This is a genomic window from Roseateles sp. PN1 (assembly GCF_038419725.1).
Classification (GTDB): Bacteria; Pseudomonadota; Gammaproteobacteria; order Burkholderiales; family Burkholderiaceae_C; genus Paucibacter_A.
Map to the genome: position 1 here is coordinate 102,229 of NZ_JBCARA010000011.1, position 20,902 is coordinate 123,130.

At 65.3% G+C, this 20,902-nt stretch carries 18 protein-coding genes; 7 read left to right on the top strand and 11 right to left on the bottom strand.

Annotated elements, in window-relative coordinates; translation table 11 throughout:
- The first annotated feature begins 6 nt into the window (after window positions 1–6).
- Window positions 7–942, top strand: a complete 936-nt coding sequence (gene lpxC, locus AABB87_RS17050) for a UDP-3-O-acyl-N-acetylglucosamine deacetylase (protein ID WP_341972472.1) — start codon at window positions 7–9, stop codon at window positions 940–942.
- Window positions 943–951: 9 nt separating this feature from the next.
- Window positions 952–1,137 carry a hypothetical protein gene (locus AABB87_RS17055; RefSeq protein WP_341972473.1) on the top strand — a complete coding sequence of 62 codons (186 nt, stop codon included), beginning with the start codon at window positions 952–954 and terminating at the stop codon, window positions 1,135–1,137.
- 59 nt (window positions 1,138–1,196) lie between these two features.
- Here the strand turns inward: AABB87_RS17055 and AABB87_RS17060 are convergent, their stop codons facing one another.
- Both AABB87_RS17060 and AABB87_RS17065 read right to left on the bottom strand, forming a co-directional pair.
- Window positions 1,197–2,969 carry an ABC transporter ATP-binding protein gene (locus AABB87_RS17060; protein ID WP_341972474.1) on the bottom strand — a complete coding sequence of 591 codons (1,773 nt, stop codon included), beginning with the start codon at window positions 2,967–2,969 and terminating at the stop codon, window positions 1,197–1,199.
- A 10-nt stretch (window positions 2,970–2,979) separates the two neighbouring features.
- A complete protein-coding gene (locus AABB87_RS17065; protein ID WP_341972475.1) occupies window positions 2,980–4,761 on the bottom strand; it encodes an ABC transporter ATP-binding protein in 1,782 nt (593 codons plus the stop codon).
- Between the two features lie 294 nt (window positions 4,762–5,055).
- Between AABB87_RS17065 and AABB87_RS17070 the strand changes: the two genes are divergently transcribed.
- On the top strand, window positions 5,056–8,097 hold the full coding sequence (locus AABB87_RS17070; RefSeq protein ID WP_341972476.1) for an ExeM/NucH family extracellular endonuclease: 3,042 nt from the start codon (window positions 5,056–5,058) through the stop codon (window positions 8,095–8,097).
- Between the two features lie 18 nt (window positions 8,098–8,115).
- Window positions 8,116–8,607: a PEP-CTERM sorting domain-containing protein gene (locus AABB87_RS17075; RefSeq protein ID WP_341972477.1), complete on the top strand. Its 492-nt coding sequence runs from the start codon at window positions 8,116–8,118 to the stop codon at window positions 8,605–8,607.
- A gap of 35 nt (window positions 8,608–8,642) precedes the next feature.
- Here AABB87_RS17075 and ruvC read toward each other — a convergent pair whose 3' ends face one another.
- The 5 genes from ruvC to AABB87_RS17100 form a co-directional block, all read right to left on the bottom strand.
- A complete protein-coding gene (gene ruvC, locus AABB87_RS17080) occupies window positions 8,643–9,191 on the bottom strand; it encodes a crossover junction endodeoxyribonuclease RuvC (RefSeq protein WP_341972478.1) in 549 nt (182 codons plus the stop codon).
- 143 nt (window positions 9,192–9,334) lie between these two features.
- The gene (locus AABB87_RS17085) at window positions 9,335–10,321 is read right to left on the bottom strand and encodes a phosphatidate cytidylyltransferase (RefSeq protein ID WP_341972479.1); all 987 of its coding nucleotides are present in this window, start codon (window positions 10,319–10,321) and stop codon (window positions 9,335–9,337) included.
- Window positions 10,318–10,947, bottom strand: a complete 630-nt coding sequence (locus AABB87_RS17090) for a lysophospholipid acyltransferase family protein (protein ID WP_058720634.1) — start codon at window positions 10,945–10,947, stop codon at window positions 10,318–10,320. The genes AABB87_RS17085 and AABB87_RS17090 overlap by 4 nt, the downstream gene beginning before the upstream one ends.
- Window positions 10,948–11,038: 91 nt before the next feature.
- Window positions 11,039–12,682 (bottom strand): GMC family oxidoreductase, encoded by a 1,644-nt coding sequence (locus AABB87_RS17095; protein ID WP_341972480.1) that lies wholly within the window; start codon window positions 12,680–12,682, stop codon window positions 11,039–11,041.
- Between the two features lie 2 nt (window positions 12,683–12,684).
- Window positions 12,685–13,197, bottom strand: coding sequence for a hypothetical protein (locus AABB87_RS17100; RefSeq protein WP_058720632.1), 513 nt, complete (start codon window positions 13,195–13,197; stop codon window positions 12,685–12,687).
- 186 nt (window positions 13,198–13,383) lie between these two features.
- Here AABB87_RS17100 and AABB87_RS17105 point away from each other — a divergent pair, with 186 nt between their 5' ends.
- A complete protein-coding gene (locus tag AABB87_RS17105) occupies window positions 13,384–14,895 on the top strand; it encodes a protein adenylyltransferase SelO (RefSeq protein WP_341972481.1) in 1,512 nt (503 codons plus the stop codon).
- A 56-nt stretch (window positions 14,896–14,951) separates the two neighbouring features.
- On the opposite strand, the gene AABB87_RS17110 is transcribed toward AABB87_RS17105, so the two are convergent.
- From AABB87_RS17110 to dusB, 4 genes are all read right to left on the bottom strand, one after another.
- Window positions 14,952–15,515, bottom strand: a complete 564-nt coding sequence (locus tag AABB87_RS17110; protein WP_341972482.1) for a DUF1697 domain-containing protein — start codon at window positions 15,513–15,515, stop codon at window positions 14,952–14,954.
- Window positions 15,516–15,609: 94 nt separating this feature from the next.
- The gene (gene purH, locus AABB87_RS17115; RefSeq protein ID WP_058720629.1) at window positions 15,610–17,190 is read right to left on the bottom strand and encodes a bifunctional phosphoribosylaminoimidazolecarboxamide formyltransferase/IMP cyclohydrolase; all 1,581 of its coding nucleotides are present in this window, start codon (window positions 17,188–17,190) and stop codon (window positions 15,610–15,612) included.
- An 86-nt stretch (window positions 17,191–17,276) separates the two neighbouring features.
- Window positions 17,277–17,513 (bottom strand): helix-turn-helix domain-containing protein, encoded by a 237-nt coding sequence (locus AABB87_RS17120; protein ID WP_058720628.1) that lies wholly within the window; start codon window positions 17,511–17,513, stop codon window positions 17,277–17,279.
- On the bottom strand, window positions 17,510–18,622 hold the full coding sequence (gene dusB, locus AABB87_RS17125; protein ID WP_341972483.1) for a tRNA dihydrouridine synthase DusB: 1,113 nt from the start codon (window positions 18,620–18,622) through the stop codon (window positions 17,510–17,512). Before dusB ends, AABB87_RS17120 begins: the two co-directional genes overlap by 4 nt.
- A 135-nt stretch (window positions 18,623–18,757) precedes the next feature.
- On the opposite strand from dusB, the gene AABB87_RS17130 reads away from it, so the two are divergent.
- Together AABB87_RS17130 and AABB87_RS17135 are read left to right on the top strand one after the other, a co-directional pair.
- Window positions 18,758–19,243, top strand: a complete 486-nt coding sequence (locus tag AABB87_RS17130) for a YqaA family protein (RefSeq protein ID WP_341972484.1) — start codon at window positions 18,758–18,760, stop codon at window positions 19,241–19,243.
- Between the two features lie 72 nt (window positions 19,244–19,315).
- Window positions 19,316–20,812, top strand: coding sequence for a carboxypeptidase M32 (locus AABB87_RS17135; RefSeq protein WP_341972485.1), 1,497 nt, complete (start codon window positions 19,316–19,318; stop codon window positions 20,810–20,812).
- Window positions 20,813–20,902 lie beyond the last annotated feature (90 nt).

The window sequence follows — 20,902 nt, forward strand, 5'->3', positions numbered from 1 at the left end:
CGAGGCATGCTGCAACAAAGAACGCTCAAGTCCTTGACCCGCGCCGTGGGCGTGGGCATTCACAGCGGACAAAGGGTTGAATTGACTCTGCGCCCGGCCCCGCCGGACACCGGCATCGTGTTCCGCCGCGTGGATCTGAATACGCCGGTCGACATCCCCGTGCGCACCGACACTGTCTGCGACACCCGCATGGCCACCACGGTCAGCCCCGGTGGCGACCCCGGCGGGCCCAAGGTGCAGACCATCGAGCATTTGCTCTCGGCCTGCGCGGGCCTGGGGCTGGACAACCTCATCGTCGACATCAATGCCGACGAAGTGCCCATCCTCGACGGCTCGGCCGCCAGCTTTGTCTACCTCTTGCAAAGCGCCGGCATCGAGCAGCAGAAGGCGGCCAAGAAGTTTCTGCGCGTCAAGAAGACGGTGGAAGTGCGCCAGGGCGAAGGCAAGCGCCTGATGTGGGCGCGCCTGAGCCCGCACCACGGCTACACGCTCAGCTTCGAGATCGAGTTTGACAATCCGGCCGTCTCTGCCACCGGCCAGCAATATGTGTTCGATATGGGCTCGGGCCAGTACAAGCGCGAGATTGCCCGTGCCCGCACCTTCGGCATGACCAGCGATATCGAGCTGATGCGCTCACGCGGACTGACCCTGGGCGGCTCGATGGACAACGCCATCGTGGTGGACGACTACAAGGTGCTCAATGCCGACGGGCTGCGCTACGACGATGAGTTCGTCAAGCACAAGATCCTCGACGCCATCGGCGATATGCAGGTGGTGGGCTACCCGCTGCTGGCGGCCTACACCTCCTTCAAAGGCGGCCACGCGCTCAATAACAAGCTGCTGCGCGCCTTGCTGGCGGATGAGTCCGCCTACGAAATTGTCAGCTTCGACAATGAAGCCGACGCACCCGCCGGCTTTGCCAAGCTGGCACCTGCCTGGTAATCACGCCTCATGATGCTTTTCCGCTTGGTTGTCGGCCTGCTGCTGTTTGCGGGCGTGGTGTCTTTCGCGCTCTACATCGGCACCGGGCAAGTGGTGTGGCGCCAGCGCGGCCTGCTGATCATCAAATGGACGGTGCTGGCCGGCTTGGGATTTTTCGCCGTGCTGATTCTGGAGCGGCTGGCCTTGATTCTTTAGTCTTGTGTGACAGACCGCCCGAGCGAGCGAAGCGAGCGAGTAGCTCTGTCACCAACTGATTAAGCGCAAGCCTCAAGCGCAGACGGCTCTTCCAGCGCCTGCAGCTGCACCAGGCGTTGGTAAATGCCGCCGGGCAGCGCCATCAATTCCTCATGCGTGCCGCGCTCGGCCAGCTGGCCGTGGTTGAGCACAATGATCTGATCCGCCGCGCGGATGGTGGACAGGCGGTGGGCGATGGCCAGCAAGGTGACTTGGCCGCGCAGCGCGCTCAGCGCCTCGCCCACGACTTGCTCGGTGGCGCTGTCGATATTGGAGGTGGCTTCATCCAGGAACAAGATCTTGGGCGCACCGGCCAGGGCGCGTGCCATGGCGATCAGCTGCTTCTGGCCGGTCGATACGCGCGCGCCGCCTTCGCCCAGCAAGGTGTCGTAGCCCTGTGGCAAGGCACTCAGAAAATCGTCGATGCGGGCGGCGCGGGCGGCGGCACGCAATTGCTCTTCGCTGATGTCGCGGCCCATGCTGATGTTCTCGCGCGCCGAAGCGGCCACCAAATAGGGCTCTTGCGGCACCAGGCCCACGGCGGCGCGGAAGGCCTCGTCCGGGATGCCGGACAGCGCCTGGCCGTCGATGCTGATGCGGCCCAGCTGCGCGGAATAGAAGCGCAAGAGCAGGGACAAAAGCGTGGACTTGCCGCTGCCGGTGTGGCCGACGATGCCCACAAAAGATCCGGCCGGGATATGCAGATTCAGCTCATGCAACACTGGCCGCTCGGGCGTGTAGCCAAAGCTTAGCTGCTCAATATCGATCTGGCCCTTCTTGATGTCCTGGCCGGCGGTCGTGACCGGCACGGCCGCGCTTTCCTGCAGCAAGCTGCGCACCCGCGAGGCCGCCACCATGGATTGCTGCAACTGCCCGAACTGCATGGTGATCTGAATCAGCGGCTCCACCACGCGGGCGATATAGCTCAGGAAGGCGTAGAGCAGGCCCACTTCCAGGCCCGACAGTTCGCGCCGGCCGAAGCCGTAAATCACCGTCACCAGCAGCAGCACATTGAGTAAGTCCAACGCCGGGCGCAGGAGCCAGGCATTGGCCCGCAGCTCGTCAATGCGAGCGGCCCAGTGCGCGCCATTGGTGTGCTCGAAGCGCTGGCCAAAGCGTGCCGCCGCTCCTGCCGCCTGCAGCATGGCCATGCCGGCCATGCTCTCCGCCATCTGCGCATTGATCTCGCTGCGCAATTGGCGGGCGCGCGCCACGGCCGGGGCGCTGAGGCGCTGGTACAGCAAGATGATCACCACCATGGCCGGTATCAACATGGCCACGATCAACATCAGCTGCCAGTCCAGCCAAGCCATGGCCACCAGCGAGCCCAGCACCACGATGCTGGAGTCCAGCATCACGTAAAGCACCTGGCGGTACAAGGTGTTGACCGCCTCGCTGTCGTTGGTGACGCGGCTGACCAACTGGCCGGTAATCGCGCGGTCGAAAAACGCCATCGGCAAGGCCAACACGTGGGCATAGACCCGCTCACGCAGGCGCAGCACCGAACGCTGCGCCACGCCGGCCATGCGGCTGAGCTGGGCATAGCGAATCCAGCTGGCGGCCCAGCCGCAGGCCAGCAGCGTGGCCAGTAGCAAGCCCATGGCATTCAAATCGAACTGGCGCGGCAGCAGGTGCTGATCAATGAAGCGTTTGCCCAGAATGGGGGTGAGCGCTTCCAGCCCGGCGGCCACCAGCAGCCAGATCACGCCGCGCCACAGCTCAGCTTTCTCCGGTGCGGCGGATTCCAGCAGCAGGCCGACCGAGGCCCAGGGCCGTTCGTCTTTTTTGGTCACGGTTTCCGGCTCAAGCAAGGCTGGCCTCCAGTTGTTGATAGCGCCATTGCGTGGCGTACCAGCCGGCACGCGCCAGCAGCTCGGCATGGCTGCCGAGTTCGGTGATGCGGCCATCGCGCAGCACAGCAATTTGGTCGGCGTCCATCACGGCGCTGAGGCGGTGGCTGTTGATGATGACGCTGCACTCGGGCCGCGCCTCGCGCAGCTCGCGCAGATGGGTCAGGATTTGCGACTCGGTACCGGTGTCCACGGCCGACAGCGCATCGTCCAGCAAGAGGATGGGTGCAGCGGCCAGCAAGGCCCGCGCAATCGCCACCCGCTGGCGCTGGCCGCCGGAGAGTGCCACGCCGCGCTCGCCCACCTCGGTGTCGTAGCCGCGGGGCAGGCGAGTAATGTCCTCGTGCACGGCGGCTTGGCGCGCGGCCGCTTCGATCTCGGCGCGGCTGGCCGAGGGCTTGGCCAGGGCGATGTTGTCCGCAATGCTGGCCGAGAACAAAAACGGCTCTTGCGGCACCCAGGCGATGCTTTCGCGCAGGCTTTGCAGGCGCAGCTCGGGCAGGGCCAAGCTGGTTTGTGCGTCGGGGTCGGAACTGGCGCTGGAGCCACTGACCGTGATGCGCCCGCTGCTGGGTTCACGCTGGCGCAGCAGCAAGCTCAGCAAGGTCGATTTGCCCGCACCGGTAGGCCCCACCAGGCCCAGGGTGCTGCCGGGCGGCAGGCGCAGGCTGACCTCGTGCAGGGCTTGGCGGCCGGCCTCGGGGTAGCTGAAGCTGATGGCCCCGAAGTCGATCTGCGCGTTCTTGGGCATGCTGGCCTGGCCCTCGTCGCTGAGGCTCAGCGGCGCGGCCAGCACCGGCTGCAGGCGGTCCCAGGCGGCGCGGCCGCGTTCCAGCAGCGACAGCACCCAACCGGCGGCAAACATCGGCCAGATCAGCTGGCCCAGATACATGGTGAAGGAGGTCAGCTGGCCGATGCTCAGCTCTTGCTTGGCAACCAGCAGGCCGCCCAGGCCCAGGGCAATGACGGTGGCGGCGCTCAGCGTCATGCCGACCGCTGGCTCGTAGGCAGCCTCCCATTTCTGCGCCTGGTAGCTGGACTCGGCGGCGCTGGCGGCCAGGGTGTGGAACTGCTGGCCGTTGTGGCGGGTCAGGCCCAGGGCGCGCAGGGTGCGCACGCTGGCCAGGCCTTCTTGCACATGCTGGTTCAGCAGCGAGAAGCGCGACAGTGAGCTTTGCCAGGCCAGATGCACATGGTCTGAAATGCGCCAAAAGGCCAGGGCCATGAAGGGGAAGGGCAGCAGTGCGGCCAAGCCGAGGCGCCAGTCCACGCCCAGGGTCATCATCAAGAGCACCAGGATCAAGGTCAGCGAGCCGTCAAACGCCGCCAGCAAAGCTTCGCCCGCGGCCATCTCGACGGCGTCCACATCATTGGTGGCCAGAGCCATCAGGTCGCCCGTGCGTTTGGCTTGGAAAAAGCCCGGGCCTTGCAAGCTCAGGCGCGCATAAAGCTGGGTGCGCAGCTGCTGGCCCAGCCGGTAAGCGGCGGCAAACAGGGCCAGGCGCCAGCCCACCCGCAGCAAATAGATCAGCGCCCCGGCGCCGATCAGCAGGCCCAGTTCGGTCAGCAAGACCTGACCCCGTAGCGTGCCCGCCACCATGCCGTCCACCACATGGCCGACCTGGCGCGGGATCCAGGTGGTCAAAACGGCAATGCTCAGCAGCATCAGGGCCGATGCCGCATAGGCGCGCCAGTGGCGGCGCACAAAGCCGGCCAGCATTTGGGTCAGGGTCATCGGCGGGCGGTCCGGGTGGGGAAGGGGTGGGGTGGGTGGCAGATTCTAGGTGTCGAGCCTGAAGCGCCTGCGCATCGACAGCGCGCCAGGCCAAAAATGGGTGGTCGATGAGGGGGAACCCGACCCCTCAAACCGAGGGCCGAATATGTCATCGGGCGTCATATTCGGGCGCTAGTATGAGTCGCAGTGCCTGGCTGAATCGGGCGCAAGCGCCGGGCGTGCACGCGCTGCCAAGTTTTGCTGGCGCAGCCGACGAGTCCGGACCCTCGGTATCTTCTTGACAACGCAAACTCCATGAAACTCAAACCCCTTGCCGCCTTGCTGGCGGCTGTTTTCGCCGCACCGCTGGTGCTGGCGTCTACGTCCGGCGTGGTGATTAGCCAGGTCTACGGCGGCGGCGCAGCTACTTCCGGCTCGCCCTCGTTCAAATACGATTACGTTGAGCTGTTCAATGCTGGCTCGGCACCCGTCAATCTGACGGGTTACTCGCTGCAATACGGCAGCGCCACCGGCACCGGCAACTGGAACGTGTCGGCGCTGAATAATCTGGCCAATCCGGTGCTGGCACCCGGCCGCTATCTCTTGATCCGCCAAAACACGGGCACGGGCGCTCTGGGCGCTGACATCACCACCCAAGACGGCATTGGTACCCTGACCATGAGCGCGGCCAGTGGCAAGGTGGCCTTGGTGAGCAGCACCACGGCATTGAACGGCGCCAATCCCAGCGGCGGCGCGCTGATCGACATGGTCGGCTACGGCAGCAGCAACGGCTTTGAAGGCGCAGCTACACCGCTTTTGAACAGCACGACCGCTGCGCTGCGCAAGAACAATGGTTGCACCGACAGCGACAACAACAACGCTGACTTCAGCCTTGGCACCCCGATGCTGCGCAATTCGGCGACGCCAGCAAACGTTTGCGGTGGCGGCTCTGTCGCTCAACCCATCATCGCCAGCTGCCCGGATGCGTCCAGCGCCGCAGGTGCGGCCAGCAACTTCTTGCTCAGCGCCACTGATGCCGACAGCCGCGTCAATAGCGCCCAAATCAGCGGCAACTGGCCGAGCGGCGTAACCCTGGGCACCTTTACGGCGGCGGCGGCTGCCGGTGGCGTGGCCACGCAGTCGGTCAGCGTGACCGGCGCTGTGCCGGCGGGTAGCTATCCCCTGAGCCTGCAGTGGAGCAATAACGATGGCCAGCAGGCTTCGTGCAGCTTCAATTTGTCAGTGGCGGGCCTGAGCTCGATCTCCAACATTCAAGGCAGCGGCGCCAGCAGCCCGCTGGTCGGCCAGACCGTCAGCACGCGCGGCATCGTCACCCATGTGGTGGCCACCGGCTTCTATATGCAAGACCGCCTGGGTGATGGCGACGCCAACACCTCGGACGGCATCTTTGTCTACACCGTCACGGCGCCCACTGTCGCTGTCGGCGCGGAGGTCTCGCTGAGCGGCCAAGTCGCCGAATTCACGGCCGGCCAGGGCACCATCACCCAGCTGAAGAACATCACTGGCCTGAGCACGCTGAGCACCGGCAACGCCATCACGCCCACCGCAGTGGACCTGACGACGCTGGCGCCCGGCGGCCTGGAAGCCTATGAGGGCATGCTGGTCACGCTGACCGGCCCCATCACCGTGCAGCAGAACTACTTCCTGGGTCGCTATGGTCAGCTGACCCTGGCCGCAGGTGGCCGCCTCTTGCAGCCGACCAATGTGATGCGCCCCGGTGTGGACGCGCAGAATTTGGCCAGCGCCAACCTGGCCCGCGCCATCATCCTGGACGACAACAGCTCGGCCCAGAACCCGGCCGTGATCCCGTATCTCGGCGAGGACAAAACCATCCGCGCGGGTGACACCACCGAATCGCTGACCGGCGTGATCGACTTCGGCCCCGCCACAGCCAATGCCACCGGCGCTTCGATGTATCGCCTGCAGCCCACAGTGGCTCCGGTCTTTGCGCGCAGCAACCCGCGTCCGCTGACACCACCTGCCGTGGGTGGCAATGTGCGTGTGGTCAGCGCCAATGTCTTGAACTTCTTCACCACCTTCGTCGATGGCAAAACGGCTGCCGGCGGCAGCGGTGAGGGCTGCTCCTTGGGCGGCGTGGTGGCGGCATCCAACTGCCGTGGCGCCAACAACCTGAACGAGTACCAGCGCCAAATCGCCAAGACCGTGGCCGAGCTGAGCACGCTCAACGCCGATGTGGTGGGTCTGATGGAGATTCAGAACAACGGCGATGTGGCTTTGCAAACGCTGGTGAATGCGCTCAATGCCAAGATGGGCGCGGGCACCTACGCCGCCGCTCCGCTGCCGGCTCAAGGCACCGGTGACGATGCCATCCGCGTGGCCATGATCTACAAGCCCGCTACGCTCAAGCTGGTGGGTGCCTCGATCTCTGACGTCAATCCGGTCAACAACCGGCCCACTTTTGCGCAAGGCTTCCAGGCCCCCAATGGTGAGCGTTTCGCGGTGTTGGTGAACCACTTCAAATCCAAGAGCTGCTCGGGTGCCAGCGGCGTCAATGCCGACCAGGGCGATCTGCAGGGCTGCTACAACGCCCAGCGGATCGAACAGGCGCTGCAGCTGCAGAACTTCATCAACCAGGTGAAGACGACGGCCGGCACGCAAGATGTGCTGCTGCTGGGTGACTTCAATGCCTATGCGCAGGAAGATCCGATTCACACGCTGACTCAAAGCGGCCAGATCGTCGACTTGGTGGGTATGTTCGATCCGGAGCACTACTCCTACGTCTTCGACGGTTTCGCCGGCCGTCTGGACCATGGCTTCGGTAGCGCCAGCATTGCGAGCAAGGTGACGGGCGCCACGTCCTGGCACATCAACGCCGATGAGCCGCTGGTGATCGACTACAACACCGAGTTCAAGCCGGCGGATCACTACGCGCCCACGCCCTTCCGCTCCTCCGACCATGACCCCATGGTGCTGGGCCTGAACCTGGTCAAGAACGTCAAGGGCACGAATGGCAATGATGTGATCGTCGGTACAGCCGGTGACGATGTGATCGAAGGCGGCCTGGGTCGTGACACCCTGAGCGGCAACGGCGGCCGTGACCAGTTCGTCTACAACACCGGCGCCGATGGCCTGGACACCATCACCGACTTCAAGCCCGGTATTGACCAGTTGGTCTTCACCGGCTTGCTGCGCAGTGTTGGCATCAGCAGCAGTGCTCCGCTGGCCCAGGGCTTTGTGACTTGCTCCGCCTCCGCTGGCGGCGCCCTGATCGGCTACGACCCTGACGGTGCCGCCGGCCCCGCCAAGTCGCGCCCCGTGGTCGCGCTCAAGGGCCTGGCCTGCGCGGCCGTGCAAGCCAATAGCTTCAAGTTCTAATTCGAGGAGAACCCCATCATGATGTTCCGTAAAACCACCCTCGCCCTGGCCTTGGGCCTGGCCAGCCTGGCCGCCCAAGCCGCCAGCTTCAACTTCAATGGCCAGCTTGACGCCGGCCCCTTGCTGGGCCAGAGCTTCAGCGGCCAGTACAGCTACGCCGATGCCGCGCTCAGCGGCTCGGGCTTTGAGACCTTGTCGCTGACCGGCTTCAGCCTGAGCTTTCTGGGCCAGAACTACGGCTTGGCCGATGCCAGCTTGGCGCCGACCGCTGACTTCCAGGACGGCGTGTTCCTGGGGCTGAGCTATCAGTACGCCAGCCCCGCGGCGCAGCTGAACATGACCTCGGGCAGTTTGGATGCCAGCAACGCGTACTTGTCCTACCAGCCAACGTCGGGCATTGAGAGCTCGGGCGCCTACGCCATCAGCGCCGTGCCTGAGCCGTCGAGCTGGGCCTTGAGCCTGGCCGGCTTGCTGGCCGTGGGCATGTTGGCTCGCCGCCGTAAGGCATAAACCTGCGGCAGCGTCAGGGGCTGCCGGGCTAGGACTTAATAAGTCCGGCTGCCCTTGAACTGCGCATGCTGGCGCCGCTGCAAGGTGGTGCTGCGGCTCATGGCCGCAAAGCTCACGCTGGCATGCGCGTGCATGATGGCCAGGCCCAGGGCATCGGCGGCATCCTTGCCGGGCTCGCCGGGCAGGCTCAAAAGGCGCTGCACCATCAACTGCACCTGCTCCTTCTTCGCATGGCCGTGGCCCACCACGGCCTTTTTCATTTGTAGCGCGGTGTACTCCGACACCGTCAGGTCGCAAGACACCAGGGCGGTGATGGCCGCTCCGCGTGCCTGGCCCAAGAGCAAGGTGGACTGCGGGTTGACGTTGACGAAGACGATCTCCACCGCCGCGCAAGTCGGCTGATAACGCGCCGTGACCTCCCGCACACCGTCGAAGATGATTTTCAAACGCGCCGGCAAGTCGCCGGTGGCCACGGCGCTGGTCTTGATGGTGCCGCTGGCGATATAGCTCAGGCGCGGCCCATCCGCCTCGATGACGCCAAAGCCCGTTGTCTGTAGACCGGGGTCAATACCGAGGATACGCATGGTGTTTGAGGCAGCCAATGGGATGAAGTTGTGAAGGGTTTCAGCGCAGGCTCATGTCCGCGCAGCGGACGTGAAGGCGCGCAAGCGCCGGCCGGAGCTAAAGCCCGTGGTTTGTAGACCGGGGTCAATACCAAGAATTCTCATCAACTCGCCCACCTGAAATACCAACGCACCGAGTGAAAGAACACCGGCGCAGAGAAGCACAGCACCGCGATGCGATCCAGCAGCCCCACCGCGCCGGTGATGGAGCTGCGATTGCCCCAGTAGCGCACGCCGGCATCGCGCTTGAGCGCCTCCATCACCAGGGCGCCGAAGCTGCCCGCCCCAGCCGCTGCGGCGGCCATCAGCATGGCTTGCCAGACATTGAAGGGGGTGATCCAGAACAGTGCTGCGCCCAGCAGTGCGGCCCCCAGCACGCCGGCCCACCAGGCGCGCATGGAGAAGTCGCGGTCAACATGGCGGGCCAGTGGCCGGCGTCGCAGCCAGGTGGCGGCGCGCTCTTCGGCCAGATGGCCGCCGCTGACCACAATCACGAGAAAGAACAGCAGGAACGCGCCACGGCCGGAGTAGCTGGGCATGTCCAGCAGCAGCAGGGCGGGGGCATGCGAGAGGCCGTAGATGCAGACCATGATGCCCCACTGAATCTTGGCGTTACGCTCCAGAAAATTGCGCGGGTCACCGGCCAGGGCGCTGACCACGGGAATGGCCAGAAAGCTGTAGACGGGGATCAGAACGGTGAAGAGATTGAACTCCCGCAAGCCCACCACCAAGTATTGCAGCGGCAGCAGCACGAAGAAGGCCAGCAGCAGGCTGCGGTGGTCGCCGCGGCGGGTGTGCAGCAAGGTGATGAACTCCCGCAAGGCCAGGAAGGACAGCACGCCAAACAGCACCGTTGCCCCCACCGGCCCGGAGACCCAAGCGGCCCAGAAGATGCTGGCGCCCAGCCACAGCATGCGCAGCTCATGGTGCCAGCGGCGGCGCCGTTCCATCACGGCCTCGTCGGTGCTTTCGCTTTCGCGCAAGCTCATCAAAAAGCTGCTGCAACTCAGCAGCACCAGGGTGCTGAGCAAGGCGATGAAGAGCAGGGCGGTTTGCTGGTGCGGCGCCAGCTTTTGCAGCAAGGCCATCATGGACGTTCACCTGCGGGGCGCTGCGCCAACACCGCGGCGCGGGCGCGCTCGAGGAAGGCGCGTTTGTCCTCGCCCGCCTCCAGGTGTAGCGGCTCGCCGAAGGTCACTGTGCACAGAATCGGCACCGGCACCACTTCGCCCTTGGGCATGACGCGCTGGACGTTGTCGATCCAGGTCGGCACCAGCACGACTTGCGGGAACTGCTCGGCCAGATGGAAGAGCCCGGCCTTGAAGGGCTGCGGCTCGCCTTTGTTGGAGCGCGTGCCTTCCGGGAAGATGACCAGCGAGTCGCCCGCCGTCAGCGCGTCCGCCAGCGGTTCGAGTGGATCATCATCCGGCGTGGCGCGGGTGCGGCTGACGTAGACGGCGTTGAACACGGCGGTGGTGAGCCAGGTCTTGAGCGGGCTGCTGGTCCAGTAGTCGCGCGCGGCAATGGGGCGGGTCTGGGCGCGCATATCCCCGGGCAGGGCGGCCCAGATCAGCACCCAGTCGAAATGGCTTTGATGGTTGGCGAAATAGATGCGCTGCTCGGCCTTCGGCGGGCAGCCCTTCCAATGGCCTTGGGCGCCGGTGATCAGCCGCGCCAGGCCGGCCAGAAAATGGCCGGTGAATTTGGCAAGAGACATGCCGCCATCCTAGCCGGGAACGCCGGGCCGGCCCGGAGTTCCCGCGCCGCAAGCGCCCCCGGGCCGGACTGAGCGCAAGCTCAGGCCCAGTTCAAGCCAGTTGCACCGCCTTGCCGCTGAGGCTTTGCGCCAGGCCGGTGGCCAGGCGCGCGGCCAGGGTGTAGACCGTGACCTGCGGATTGGCGCCGATGCTGGTGGGGAAGAGCGAGCCGTCATGCACCGACAGGTTCTTGAGCTGCCAATGCCGGCCGTCCGGTTGCGCCACGCCGCGGCTGGCCTCGGCGGCCAGGCTGCAGCCGCCCATCACGTGGGCGCTGCCGACCACGGTCAGGAAGGGCTTGTAGTCCAAGCGTGCAATCGCGGCTTTGGCGGCCTCCCAGCTGCCGTAGTCCTCGGCCCGCTCGTGGCCGGGGCGCACGGTCTTGGCGCCTGCGGCGAATTGCAGTTCGGCCATGCTGAGGTGGGCGCGGCGGGCGCCTTCCAGCAAATAGTCGCTCAAGGTATAGGCCAGGGCGGCGCTGCCGTCGGACTTGAGGCTGACCGTGCCGCCGGGCGACTCGGCATGGAAGCCGTCGCGCAGCAGGGCGATGCCCACATGGGTGTGCGGAAAGGCTTTGACGCGCGGGCCCAGCTCGGCGCCGAAGCCGCCCAGATTGGTCATCGCAAAAGCCGGGTGCACCGGCGCGGTTTCGAGCTTGAAGCCGACCGGGCCGTCCACCGGATGCTGGTGCAGGAAATGGTCAGAGAAGACGCTCATGGGCGCACCGGCCCAGCCCTGCACGGCCTCGGGCATGACGGCGCTGCTGACCAGGGTGGGGTGCAAAAAGGTGCGCTTGCCCAGCAGCTTGTGCGGGTCGGGCGCGCCCGAGCGCATCAGCAGGGCGGGCGAGTTGATGGCGCCGCCGGCCAGCACGAAATGCTTGGCCGTGATTCGCAGCGGCGCGCCATTGGCATCGCCATTGAGGTGGATGGGCTGGCAGATCAGCGCCTGCACCCGGTCGCCCTGCAACTCGTAGCGCTGGGCGCGCGTTTGCACCAGCAAGGTGGCGCCAAGATCAAGCGCCGCCGGAATCGTGGTGACCAGCATGGACTGCTTGGCATTGGTGGGGCAGCCCAGGCCGCAGGAGCCCAGGTTCCAGCAGCCCTTCACATTGCGATGCATCTTGACCGGCTCGGCGCCAATCTTCAGCGCGCCGCGCCGCAGCACATCGTTATTGGCATTGGGCTCACCCATCCACTCGCCGATATTCAGGCGTCGTTCCACCTGCTCGAACCAGGGGCCTAAGGCCGCGGGCGTCATATCGCTGAGACCGTATTTGCTGGCCCAAACTTCCAGTGTGGAGGCCGGCGTGCGGAAGGCGCCCGCCCAGTTGACCGTGGTGGAGCCGCCGACGCAGCGTCCTTGCAGGATCGGCATGGTCTGCTCGGTGTTCTTGCGGCCACCGGCTTCTTGGTAGAGCTGGCCATAGGCCTCGGCTTCGAGCTGGCGGAAGTCGCTGCTGGAGCGCAGCGGGCCTTCTTCCACGATGATGATCTTGAGGCCGGCCTTGGCTAATAGCTCGGCCGTGATGCCCGCACCCGCGCCACTGCCGACGATCAGCACATCGCAGTCCAGCTGTGCCGGTGGGGCGCGGAAGGCGCCGTCCAGCTCGGTGCCGAAGACCTTCCAGCCGCGTGCCAGACCCTCTTTGATGGGGTCGGCGATCTTGGGTTTATTGCTTTGTTCTTGGCTCATGCTCAGGCGAATTCTCGGGGTCCGGGGTAGCCCACTTGCGGCCAGTTGCTGGCGTCGCTGAAGAAGACCAGGCAGTTGAGGTCACGCAGGGCGTGATAGATCTGTTGGCGCACGTCGAGGCTGGATAGGCGCATGCCGTCCAACACTGCTTGCACCTCGGCCACCGAGGCCTCGGCCCAGTCGGTTTTCAGGCCCGTCAACGCCAGGCGGCCGGCGCTGCTGCTCAGCAGGCTCAGCACCTGACCCAGCTGTGCGCGAACCTCGGCCGGAAAGCCCGCGATATTGGCATCCACCTGGGCCAGCTGTTGATCAAGCCGGGCCTCGCGCTGCACTGCGTTCTCGGGCCACAGGCCGTCCAGCACGCTCAGGGCCACTTTGCGCATCAGGACGCGAGCGTCGGGGCTGAGTTTGCCGTCCACCAGGCCGGGGCGCAGCAGTGCCACACCGGTCCCTGCCAGGCCCAGCAGCACCGCGCTGCCCACGCCCAGCTGCAGCCAGCGTCGTCGATTCATCATGCTCAAGCGAGTCTCCATTTTTGTTTGATCCGAGGCTAACCGCTGCCTGCCCCGGTGCCAAGCGTGTTGGCCCTTGCCTAGAGTTTGCGGTCTATTTGCCGAATGGTCGCAAGGGTGACAGCGCAAGGGCGTGCGCGGGCCGCTGGCTTGGTGGATGATGGGCGAACTCTGCAGATTCCATTCGCTATGACCACCGCACTGCCCACCATCGCTTTCGACAATAGCTACGCGCGCGAGCTTGAAGGCCTGTATGCCCATGTGCAGGCCAGCCGGGTCCCGGCGCCGCGCCTGCTGCGTTTCAACCAGGCCTTGGCCACCGAGCTGGGCTTGGAGCTGGATGGGTTTGACCAAGCCACCTTGGCGGCGCTGTTCGCCGGCATGGAGGTACCGGTGGGCGCCACGCCGCTGGCGCAAGCCTATGCGGGCCACCAATTCGGCGGCTTCTCACCTCAGCTGGGCGATGGCCGTGCCTTGCTGCTGGGCGAGGTGATTGATGTGCAGGGCCGCCGGCGCGATATTGCTTTGAAGGGTTCGGGCCGCACGCCTTTCTCGCGCGGTGGCGACGGCAAGGCGGCCGTCGGGCCGGTGCTGCGCGAATACCTGGTGGGCGAGGCCATGCATGCGCTGGGCGTGCCCACCACCCGGGCGCTGGCGGCGGTGAGCACCGGCGAGCAGGTGCAGCGCGAAGGCCTGCTGCCCGGCGCGGTGCTGACCCGGGTGGCGGCCAGCCATGTGCGGGTGGGCACGTTTCAGTACTTCGCCGCGCACGGCGAGATCGACAAGCTGCGCCGCTTGGCTGACTATGTGATTGCGCGGCACGACCCCCAGCTGCTGGGCAGCGCCGAGCCCTATCTCGGCCTGCTGCAGGCGGTGGCCGAGCGCCAGGCGGCGTTGATTGCGCGCTGGATGCATCTGGGTTTCATCCATGGGGTGATGAATACCGACAATATGACCATCTCCGGCGAAACGATTGACTACGGCCCCTGCGCCTTCATGGAGGCCTATGACCCCGACGCGGTGTTTAGCTCAATCGACCGGCAGGGCCGCTACACCTACTCGAATCAACCGCAGATCGCGCGCTGGAATCTGGCCCGCCTGGCCGAGGCCTTGTTGCCGCTGATGGGTAGCGATGTGCAGCGCGCCATTGATCAGGCCATGGCGGTGCTGGACGACTTCCCGGCGCGGTACGAGGCGCACTGGCTGCAAGGCGCGCGCGCCAAGCTGGGCTTGTTGGAGGCCCAGGACGGTGATCTTGAATTGGCGCAGGACTGGTTGACTCTGCTGCACACCCAGGCGGTGGACTTCACCCTGGCCTGGCGACATCTGGCGGCAGTGGCCGATGGCGCAGAGTCACAGGGTCAGGTCTTGCCCCCGAGTGCCTTGCAGGCCATGTTTGTGGATGCGGCCGCATTGAATGCCTGGCTCGCTCGTTGGCAGGCGCGCTTGGCCAGCGAGGCTGCCCAGCCTCCGGCGCAGCGCGCTGCAGCCATGCGTGCCGTCAGCCCGCTCTATATTCCGCGCAATGCCTTGGTGGAGGACGCCTTGAGTGCCGCCAGCGATCATGGGGATCTGAAGCCCTTTGAGCAGCTCTTGGCGGTGCTGAGCCAGCCTTTCGTCGAGCGTCCCGGGCTGGACCGCTACGCCCAGCCCGCGCCTGCGGAGGTGACGGCGAACTACCGTACTTTCTGCGGCACCTGAGGACTCGATGAGCGCATGGCCGTGCGCTTGAACGGGGCCGAGCTTAGCGCCAGTGTTTAGTCGGCTTGGCCTTCCAACATGGCCTGCAGTTTCAGCACCGTGTGCCAGTTGCGTGAGGTGGCGGCCTCGCCGGTGGCGCGGGCAAAGGCCTTGGCCAGCTTGGAATCGATCACGCCGCTGGCGCAATGCAGATAAGCGGCCCGCTCACCCAGGGCAAAGGCCTCCTCGCCCCAGTCTTGCTGGCACAGGGCTTGGGCCTTGGCGTGGGTTTGTTCGGAGGCCAGAAAGGCCACCAGCAATTGGGACGGGTCGGCTTGCCGCTGCAGCAGACTGTTCTGCGCGATTACCTCGCGCAATTCGCTGGCGCTGACAACGATCACCGCAACTGAAAAGCCGCAGTGCTGTTCGATGGCAGCCGCAATCGCCGCCGCCGCGCCACTCAGTTGGCTTGGCGTGGCCTTGAACAGCGCGTTGCCGCTATTGAGCAAGGTGCGCACCTCGGTGAAGCCCAAGGTGTCGCTCAAGATCTCGCGCAAGTCCGCCATGGCGATGCGCTTGGCCTTGCCCACATTGATGCCGCGCAGCAGGGCCACGCAGGCGATGGCTTGGGTTTTACTCATGCCAGCTGCGGCCAGAAGTGAAGCCCCGCGCAGCGCGGCGGAGTGGGGTGGTGCCGGGCGTGCGCCGGGCTGCTGCAGGAGCCCGGCTGATCCATCAGTGACGGAAGTGGCGCACGCCGCTGAACACCATGGCGATGCCGCGCTCGTTGGCGGCGGCGATCACCTCGTCGTCGCGCATCGAGCCACCGGGCTGGATGACGCTGGTGGCGCCGGCATCAACGACCACATCCAGGCCGTCTCGGAAGGGGAAGAAGGCGTCGCTGGCGACGGCCGAGCCTTGCAGGGTCAGACCGGCGTTCTCGGCCTTGATCGAGGCGATGCGGGCCGAGTCAATGCGGCTCATTTGGCCAGCACCCACGCCCAGGGTCATGCCGCCGGCGCAGAAGACGATGGCATTGCTCTTCACGTACTGAGCGACGGTCCAGGCGAACAGCAGGTCTTGCAGCTCTTGTGCCGTGGGCTGCTTGGTGGTGACTACCTTCAGATCGCTGGCCTTGAGGAAATGGTTGTCCGCGGTTTGCAGCAGGATGCCGGAGCCAACGCGCTTGCTGTCGACGGCATTGCGGCCTTGGCTGAAGGGCGTGGCGCCACCTGCGGGCAAGGCGATTTCCAGCAGGCGCACATTCACCTTGGCGGCGAAGATGGCGCGCGCTTCATCGCTGAAGGCCGGAGCCATCAGCACTTCAACGAACTGCTTGGAGACATGCTGGGCAGCGGCTGCGTCCACCGGGCGGTTGAAGGCGATGATGCCGCCGAAGGCGCTGGTGGGGTCGGTCTTCAAGGCCTTGGCATAGGCTTCGGCCGGGTTGGCGCCGATCGCCACGCCGCAGGGGTTGGCGTGTTTGATGATGACGCAGGCGGGGGTGTCGAAGGCCTTGACGCATTCCCAGGCGGCGTCGGCATCAGCGATATTGTTATAGCTGAGCTCCTTGCCTTGCAGCTGCTTGGCGGTTACCAGCGAGCCGGGGGCGGGGAAGAGGTCGCGGTACAGGGCAGCGGTCTGGTGCGAGTTCTCGCCGTAGCGCAGGTCTTGCACCTTGACGAAGGTGGAGTTCATCTGGCCGGGGTATTCGGCCAGGCTGCCGTCGTCCTGGCGGGCGCTCAGGTAGTTGCTGATGGCTGCGTCATATTGGGCGATGCGGTTGAAGGCAGCCACGCTGGCGGCGAAGCGGGTCTTGTCGCTGGTCTTGCCGCTGGCCTTGAGTTCTTCCAGCACGCCGGCGTATTGGGATGCGTCGGTCAGCACCGTCACATCTTTCCAGTTCTTGGCTGCGCTACGCACCATGGCCGGGCCGCCGATGTCGATGTTCTCGATCGCGTCTTCCAGCGTGCAACCGGGCTTGGCCACGGTGGCTTCAAAGGGGTAGAGGTTGACGGCCAGGATGTCGATCATGGTGATGCCGTGCTGGGCAGCGGCGGCCATGTGCTCGGGGAAGTCGCGGCGTGCCAGCAGGCCACCGTGCACTTTGGGGTGCAGGGTCTTGACGCGGCCGTCCAGCATCTCGGGGAAGCCGGTGTGGTCAGCCACCTCGGTGACGGGCAGGCCAGCGTCGGCCAGCAGCTTGGCCGTGCCGCCGGTGGACAGCAGGCGCACGTTTAGGGCGTGCAGTTCCTTGGCGAATTCGAGGATGCCGGTCTTGTCGGACACGGAGATCAGAGCAGTGAGTTGAGACATGGCGTTACTTCTTGGCTAAGTTTGAATTCAAAAAATCGGGCCGGCAGGCTGGCTGGCAATCGGGCGGTCTTTGGTGGCCGCGCCCCTCAAGGGATCAGCTTGTGCTCGGTCAGCTTGCGCCGCAAGGTGTTGCGGTTGATGCCCAGCCATTCGGCCGCCTTGCTTTGGTTGCCGGCGGCGTGCTGCATCACCACTTCGAGCAGGGGCTTCTCCACCAGGTGGATCAGCATCTCGTGCATGGAATGGGGTTCTTCGCCTTCGAGGTCGCGGAAATAGACCTCCAGGTTTTCGCGCACGCAGGCATCGATGGGTTTCGGTGTCATGCCAGCGGCCTCAGTTCTTTTTGTTGGTTTGCATTCATAGTCATCGCATGTTCATCGTCTGCGTCCGAACCTGCCATTGTTGGCTCGCCTTGCGGCTTGGCAAGATAGGGCAAGCGCTCATAGTCCCCCGCCATGCGGGCGAACCATTGGCGCAGGGCGCTGATTTGCGCCTCGCAGCTTTCCAGCAGGTTCATCGCCTGGCGGAACTCTTCACCACCGGGCAAGTCACGCACCGCCCAGCCGATGTGCTTGCGCGCGGTGCGCATGCCGGTCAGGCTGCCGTAGAGCGTGTAGTGTTCTTGCAGGTGTTCCACCAGCCAGTCGCTGGCCTCCACCACGGTGGGGGCGGGCAGGGTCTGGCCGGTGCTTAGGTAATGGGCGATCTCGCGGAAGATCCAGGGCCGGCCTTGGGCGGCACGGCCAATCATGATGGCGTCTGCGCCGGTGTGGGCGAGCACTTCGCGGGCTTTCTCGGGCGAGTCGATATCGCCGTTGGCCACCACCGGAATCTGCAGCGCGGCCTTGACGGCGCGGATGGTGTCGTATTCGGCTTGGCCCTTGTAGCCCTGCTCGCGGGTGCGGCCGTGCACCGTGACCATGGCCACGCCGGCGGCTTGGGCGCCCAGGGCCAGTTTGACGGCGTTTTTTTCGCTCTCACACCAGCCGGTGCGCATCTTCAGGGTCACCGGCACGCCGTGCGGCGCTGCGGCCTCGACCACGGCGCTGACGATTTGCAAGGCTAGCGGTTCGTCTTGCATCAGCGCCGAGCCGGCCCATTTGCTGCACACCTTCTTGGCCGGGCAGCCCATATTGATGTCAATGATCTGCGCGCCGCGGGCGATGTTGTAGGCCGCGGCCTCGGCCATCATGGGCGCGTCGGTGCCGGCGATTTGCACCGCGATGGGGCCTTGCTCACCCTCATGATTGGCGCGGCGCGAGGTCTTCAGGCTGTTCCACAAGTCCTTGCGCGAGGTCACCATCTCGCTCACCGCATAGCCTGCCCCCATGCGGCGGCACAGCTGGCGAAACGGCCGGTCGGTGACGCCGGCCATGGGCGCCACGAACAAGGCGTTGGCAAGACGATGGGAGCCAAGCTGTGGGCCAGGCATTGGGGAAGACATGCGGGTGCGGACGGACGGAAGGTGGGGGCGGCAGTTCAGGCGCAGGGACGGCGCTGGCTGCACAAAAAAGAGGCAAGAGTATAAAGCCCTTCGCCCGTTCGGGCCCTGCCCATAATCCACGCCATGGAACAATTTCTGCAATCTGCCATTCACGGCCTGCTCGCGACCATGGCCTTGCCTCAGGTTGGGCTGGCGGCCGTCTTCATTGTGGCGCTGGTGTCGGCCACGCTCTTGCCGCTGGGCTCGGAGCCGGCGGTCTTCCTTTTGGTCAAGGCCGACCCGAGCATGTTTTGGCCCGCCGTGCTGGTGGCGACCGTGGGCAATAGCCTGGGCGGTGCCATCAGTTGGTGGATGGGCTACGCGGCCGAACAAGCTTATGAGCAAGCCAAGCGCGAGCGGCCGCCCAACCCGCGCGCCTTGCGCTGGCTGGAGCAGTTTGGTGCCAAGGCTTGCCTGCTCAGCTGGTTGCCGGTGGTGGGCGATCCGCTGTGCGCCGTGGCCGGTTGGTTGAAGCTGCCCTTCTGGCCTTGTGTGGCCTATATGGCCGTGGGCAAGCTGATGCGCTACGTCCTGATGACGGCGAGCTTGCTGTGGGTATTCCCCCCCTGATGGGGGTAAGCCGCGAACTTCCCTTCAGCGATCACAATGCGTGACCGCATTACAGATTTGAGCCAGCCCCCCATGACGACTACCCGCACCCCTGCCTACACTGAATTGCAACAACGCCAGCAGCGCTTGCATCATCTGACGCACCTGCAATCCATCGCCGAGTGGGATCAATCCGCCAATATGCCGGCCAAGGGCAGCGAGGCGCGATCCCTGGCTGTGGCCGAAATGGGCGGCTTGCTGCATCAGCTCAGCACCGAGCCGGTGCTCAAGACCTTGCTGGCCGACGCCGAACAAGAAGACCTGAGCAGCGACGAGCGCGCCAATCTGCGCGAGATCAAGCGCGCCTGGAGCGCCTCTAACGCCTTGCCGCAGCGCCTGGTGGAAGCCAAGTCGCTGGCCAGCTCGCGCTGCGAACATGCGTGGCGCAGCCAACGCCCGGCCAATGACTGGGCCGGCCATCTGCCCAATCTGCGTGAAGTGGTGGCCTTGGCGCGGGAGGAGGCGGTCTGCTTGTCGGAAGCCACCGGCCTGTCGCGTTACGACGCCTTGATGGATCTTTATGAGCCCGGCATGCGCAGTGCTGAGGTGGACCGCGTGTTTGGTGATCTGCGCAGCTGGCTGCCTGATTTGATCAAGACCGTGCAGGCCAAGCAGGCGCAGGAGACGGTGCTGGAACCCGTTGGCCCCTTCCCCAAAGCGGCCCAGCGCGCCCTGGGCCTGGACGCCATGCGCCTGATGGGCTTTGACTTCGACGCCGGTCGCTTGGATGAAAGCGCTCACCCGTTTTGCGGCGGTGTGCCGGAAGATGTGCGCATGACCACGCGCTACCGCGAGGACAGCTTCATCCCCAGCCTGATGGGCACCATCCACGAAACCGGCCATGGCCGCTACGAGCAAAACCGCCCGCGCGACTGGATCACCCAGCCCTTGTCACAAGCCCGCTCCATGGGTTTGCATGAAAGCCAGAGCCTGAGCTTTGAGATGCAGCTGGGTAGCCACCCGGCGTTCGCCAAGCTGCTGAGCCCGCTGGTCATCAAGCACCTGGGCGATCAGCCGGCTTTTGCGCCGCAAAACTTGAATCGCTTGCTGACCCGGGTGCACACCGGCCTGATTCGCGTCGATGCCGACGAGGTCACTTACCCGGCGCACGTCATCCTGCGTTACGAGATCGAGCGCGCGCTGATGGAAGGCGAGATCGAGTGCGAGGACATCCCGGCCCTGTGGGACGCCAAGATGATGGAGCTGCTGGGCCAGGACACACGCGGCAATTTCAAAGACGGCTGCATGCAAGACGTGCACTGGGGCAGCGGCTCCTTTGGCTACTTCCCTTGCTACACCTTGGGCGCCATGTATGCCGCGCAGTGGTTTGCCGCCATGCGCCGCGCCGCGCCGACGCTGGACGCGCAAATCGAAGCCGGGCAATTGCAGCCGGTGTTTGACTGGCTGCAAACCAATATCTGGAGCCAGGGCAGCCGTTGGGAAACGCCTGAGCTGGTGCGCCGCGCCAGCGGCGAGGCGCTCAACCCGGCGCACTTCAAGGCGCATTTGCAGGCCCGTTATCTGGCCTGAGGTTTGGGGGCTTTCCATGCACTGAGGCCCGCCACAAGGCGGGCCTCAGTGCTGTGATTCAGCGGCCCGCGAGCGCGGTCGGCTGAATCG

Bases quoted from the DNA above. Each gene is read 5' to 3' on its own strand.
- AABB87_RS17095 (WP_341972480.1), bottom strand. From the start codon at position 12,682: ATGAGCCAAGAACAAAGCAATAAACCCAAGATCGCCGACCCCATCAAA.
- AABB87_RS17090 (WP_058720634.1), bottom strand. From the start codon at position 10,947: ATGTCTCTTGCCAAATTCACCGGCCATTTTCTGGCCGGCCTGGCGCGG.
- AABB87_RS17100 (WP_058720632.1), bottom strand. From the start codon at position 13,197: ATGATGAATCGACGACGCTGGCTGCAGCTGGGCGTGGGCAGCGCGGTG.
- purH (WP_058720629.1), bottom strand. From the start codon at position 17,190: ATGTCTCAACTCACTGCTCTGATCTCCGTGTCCGACAAGACCGGCATC.
- AABB87_RS17135 (WP_341972485.1), top strand. From the start codon at position 19,316: ATGACGACTACCCGCACCCCTGCCTACACTGAATTGCAACAACGCCAG.
- AABB87_RS17065 (WP_341972475.1), bottom strand. From the start codon at position 4,761: ATGACCCTGACCCAAATGCTGGCCGGCTTTGTGCGCCGCCACTGGCGC.
- lpxC (WP_341972472.1), top strand. From the start codon at position 7: ATGCTGCAACAAAGAACGCTCAAGTCCTTGACCCGCGCCGTGGGCGTG.
- AABB87_RS17130 (WP_341972484.1), top strand. From the start codon at position 18,758: ATGGAACAATTTCTGCAATCTGCCATTCACGGCCTGCTCGCGACCATG.
- dusB (WP_341972483.1), bottom strand. From the start codon at position 18,622: ATGCCTGGCCCACAGCTTGGCTCCCATCGTCTTGCCAACGCCTTGTTC.
- AABB87_RS17085 (WP_341972479.1), bottom strand. From the start codon at position 10,321: ATGATGGCCTTGCTGCAAAAGCTGGCGCCGCACCAGCAAACCGCCCTG.
- ruvC (WP_341972478.1), bottom strand. From the start codon at position 9,191: ATGCGTATCCTCGGTATTGACCCCGGTCTACAGACAACGGGCTTTGGC.
- AABB87_RS17120 (WP_058720628.1), bottom strand. From the start codon at position 17,513: ATGACACCGAAACCCATCGATGCCTGCGTGCGCGAAAACCTGGAGGTC.
- AABB87_RS17075 (WP_341972477.1), top strand. From the start codon at position 8,116: ATGATGTTCCGTAAAACCACCCTCGCCCTGGCCTTGGGCCTGGCCAGC.
- AABB87_RS17055 (WP_341972473.1), top strand. From the start codon at position 952: ATGATGCTTTTCCGCTTGGTTGTCGGCCTGCTGCTGTTTGCGGGCGTG.
- AABB87_RS17105 (WP_341972481.1), top strand. From the start codon at position 13,384: ATGACCACCGCACTGCCCACCATCGCTTTCGACAATAGCTACGCGCGC.
- AABB87_RS17070 (WP_341972476.1), top strand. From the start codon at position 5,056: ATGAAACTCAAACCCCTTGCCGCCTTGCTGGCGGCTGTTTTCGCCGCA.
- AABB87_RS17110 (WP_341972482.1), bottom strand. From the start codon at position 15,515: ATGAGTAAAACCCAAGCCATCGCCTGCGTGGCCCTGCTGCGCGGCATC.